Here is a 3,449-nt window from a genome sequence, read left to right on the forward strand (position 1 = left end):
CGCTCGGGCTACGCCCTCCCAGCGCTCGCCAAGGCGCGGATCAAGTGGCCTGATTTTGCGCCGCCCAATGGCCGACTTTTACTCCGCCGTTGACAGCCTGATCGAGAGCGGCAACGAAGGCTGCCTGATCTGCCTGGTACCCGTCATCGGCCGTGCTGTGTGAAGCGTACATGATCTTTCCTCCTGATGTTCGATGCGTCGCATCAGGAGCTGCGAGGATGTGGGTGACGGGCTGGGTCAGGGACCGCGTCAGCGGCCGCGAAGCGGCGATGGGGGCAACGATTTTTGTCGTGCTCGCACGGCAAAAATGGTGGGGCCCCGTCGTCCTTGACGCAGCCCCAAAGCCCGCATCACACTTGGCCTATCTGCGAGAGAGCCACCCACCAACAATCGTGGGGGAACGCGTCGGTCGCCCCCACAAACCGCTTCCCTACTTGCCCGAGCAGTGCCACTCTCAGCGGCGGAGGGGACCAACGGCCAACAAGGAGGAACCCCCTATGGCCAGGTCCAAAATCAACGCGCGCGATGCGCTGAAGAAGCTGCGTGAACAGCGAGCTCAACTTGACGGCGAGGAAGTTCGTCTTCGGCAAGAGGTTGCGATCGAGCTCGGCAAAGTGCTGATCGATTGCGGCGCAGAAACCATCGATCCGGCGCAGCTGCGCCAGATCGTCAGTGCATCGATGGCGCTCGGCATCGAGGAAACGCTGAAGCGGATTGCTCCGGCGTAAGCACTAACAGGCGGCGGCACGGGGTTCGATGCCCCGTGCCGCCGCATGGCACGGCAACAAAAGAAAAGGCCCCGATGGCATGTGCCACCGGGGCCGTTTCGTGAGGCAAGGACACTCAATCCTCGTCGATATCGGGAGCATCTTCGTTGGTGCCTGAGCGGCCCTTGGTGAGGAAATCGACCTTGTCAGCGATGATCTCGCAGCCGTAGCGCTTGGTGCCGCTTTCATCTTCCCACTGGGTGTAGTGGATACGACCTTCGACCGAGACCATCTGGCCCTTGGTACAGTACTTGGCGACGTTTTCGCCGAGGCCGTTGAAGCAGGTCACGCGGTGGAATTCGCTGTCCTTGGCGGTGTAGCCGTTCTCGTCCTTGTAGGTCTTGCCTTCCTTGCGGGCGGGACGATCGGTCACAACCGAGACCGAGGTGATGCTGGTTCCACTCTGGGTGGTGCGGGTTTCGGGGTCGCGAGCGATGCGGCCAACGAGGATAACGAGATTGGTCATGGGTATTCTCCTGATCGAGCATTCCGGGTCCATCCCGGCTGCAAAACCCGAGCAGAAGCGCCCCGCGGCGAAGCGCACCGAAGGGAAACCCCGATCTGGTTCGGGTGGTGCGGGCAGCCGGGCAAAGCCCGGCAACTCGGCCGGACCTGATCGGGGTTGCGCGTCTCGACGGGGGGTGATTCAGGGACAGGTTTGCATCGAAGCCGGGTGGAGCTGGATGCGTTGGGCAGGCGTGCCATTCACTCTCGCAACCTTTGGCCGATGGGACCCTAACCCATCCCCTGAAGACGGAGACCTCTTCTCGCTGAATTTGGAACCGGCCTGCCTAACGGATGCATCTTTGAGGCTGGCGGCAGCACGGCAGGGGCGATACCCACCGTGAAACCTCACGGCCCGCGGCCACGGGCCAGAAATTTCACCTGGCAAGCTTGGTGTTCGGTGGTGGTTCAAGCATTATCAGGAGCCGGACGAAGCCCCGGCACGGCTCGTAGCCTTGATCGCATCTGCAACAGCTTGCCTACGCGCGCCGTCAGCTCGAACGACAGATCAGATCGAATCTGCGTGATTGTTGAGGATCGACGCGGTCACAAACAGGCGGTGCGTCTCGAGCGATTTCAGGAATTCTTGTGGCGACATGTCGGGCCGCCGCAATCGCATCCGCATATCTCTGATCGCGGCGACGGCCTTGCCCTCATCAAGAGCGATGGTGTCCGCAATAAAGTCGTCCGCCGTGCGCGCCTCAATGTTCATTGGGGACAGAATGGACGCCGGAAAGTCAGCAAGGTTGTCAGTGACAACCGCTTGCGCCTGGGTCTGGACGGCAGCCGCAAGGACATGCTCATCATTGGGGTCCGGCAGGCCAAACGTCATCGGTTGCTGCGCTTTCTGATCGTCGACAAGAGCTTCAGGAAAAGCTGTCTGCATCGCCCTCACTGCCCGGGCCGCTCGGGCATCATGATCTTCGAAACCTCGCTCTTCGAAGATATTGCGCAGTGCCGACTGCGTTTCCGAAATGATGCTCCGGGACCAGCGGACGCGAAAGAATTCGGCTTCGGCAAGCGTCAGCAGAAGGTCGCGGCGGGGCGCACTGACGAGCACGCAGGCATCGATGAGCGCAGTATAGCGATTGGCGAACATGGATCGCGTCGGTCAATAAAGATCCGCGCTATCCGCGATGAGCTCATCCAGCGCTTCGGCCCGGGCTTTGTCTCGCGCGGACTTGTAGGCAAAAACATCCTCGGCCTTGAGCCGACGATGACGCCCCACCATCGAGTGAGGAATATCGCCCTTCTCGATCAGCTTGATGAGGTACGGGCGCGACACATTCAGCAAATCAGCCGCCTGCTGCGTGGTCAGCATCTGCTGGATCGGGAGCAAGGTGACGGCGTCACCGCTGCCGATGTAACGCAGCAGCTCGAGGAACAGGTCCGACATTGCCGGTGTCAGGGTGATATCGACCGGCTTTTTGGTCGCCGGATCGGACACCTGCAGATGCGCTTCGCCGGCCTTGTGTGCCGCAAGGATCTGGCGAAGCTGATTGGCGATCTGGCGGTCATCGGCAGATGGCAGCCTGTTGCCGAACGGCAAGGCGCTTGCTGGCAATGTCATTGGTCTCTCCGGCTTGGTGGATTGCTATCTAGGGAATATTCGAAATAAACGCAACACATGGCAATCGGCGCGGCTTTTCCGATTTCCTCAACAAAGACTAATCAGGGCAGCCGCTCACCCCGGCGGTGCTTTCGGGGATGTGCCGAGCGGCCCGCGGCGATCGACCACGGTAATCCGCCGAGCCTTGGCCTCGATGACCAGACGTTCGAGCACGCCATTGCCGGGAAAAGCGACGACATAGCGCGGATCGAGGGAGAGCATACGCTCGTTGCGCTTGAAGCCAGCACGGGCGCCCAGCCGCATGTCGAGCGAGAACGTGACCTGCGGGATACCGCGACGTTCGGCCCAGCTCGATGCCAGGCGGTCGACGCCCTTGGTGTCGCCGCCATGGATAAGGACCATGTCGGGCACGCGGTCGCGGACCTTGTCGAGGGTGGCCCAGACATTGTTGCCGAAGGTCAGCGCATCATCTTCAGTGGCATGGCGCGTGCGCCCGCCAGCAAAGACGACTGGCGTTCCTTCGGGCACCGCCGCACGGCGCTTGGCCTCGGCACGGGCACGCAGGAAATCGCGACCTTCGACGAGCGCCGAGGTCATCATGGCGCTGT

At 61.6% G+C, this 3,449-nt stretch carries 5 protein-coding genes; 1 reads left to right on the forward strand and 4 read right to left on the reverse strand.

The genetic code is table 11. The features are described 5' to 3' along the window. The first annotated feature begins 497 nt into the window (after nt 1–497). Nucleotides 498–728, forward strand: a complete 231-nt coding sequence (locus tag C0V72_RS15810; RefSeq protein WP_101795086.1) for a DUF6437 family protein — start codon at nt 498–500, stop codon at nt 726–728. 115 nt (nt 729–843) lie between these two features. On the opposite strand, the gene C0V72_RS15815 is transcribed toward C0V72_RS15810, so the two are convergent. From C0V72_RS15815 to C0V72_RS15830, 4 genes are all read right to left on the reverse strand, one after another. Next, nucleotides 844–1,233, reverse strand: a complete 390-nt coding sequence (locus C0V72_RS15815) for a single-stranded DNA-binding protein (RefSeq protein ID WP_101795087.1) — start codon at nt 1,231–1,233, stop codon at nt 844–846. 546 nt (nt 1,234–1,779) lie between these two features. Continuing rightward, nucleotides 1,780–2,370 carry a PIN domain-containing protein gene (locus C0V72_RS15820; protein ID WP_101795088.1) on the reverse strand — a complete coding sequence of 197 codons (591 nt, stop codon included), beginning with the start codon at nt 2,368–2,370 and terminating at the stop codon, nt 1,780–1,782. Nucleotides 2,371–2,382: 12 nt separating this feature from the next. Beyond that, nucleotides 2,383–2,820 (reverse strand): helix-turn-helix domain-containing protein, encoded by a 438-nt coding sequence (locus tag C0V72_RS15825; RefSeq protein WP_233999994.1) that lies wholly within the window; start codon nt 2,818–2,820, stop codon nt 2,383–2,385. Between the two features lie 135 nt (nt 2,821–2,955). Then, nucleotides 2,956–3,449, reverse strand: a 494-nt coding sequence (locus C0V72_RS15830) for a DUF2493 domain-containing protein (protein WP_143704640.1), incomplete at its 5' end; no start/stop codon positions are given.

The organism is Porphyrobacter sp. TH134, from assembly GCF_002855495.1.
Classification (GTDB): Bacteria; Pseudomonadota; Alphaproteobacteria; order Sphingomonadales; family Sphingomonadaceae; genus Erythrobacter.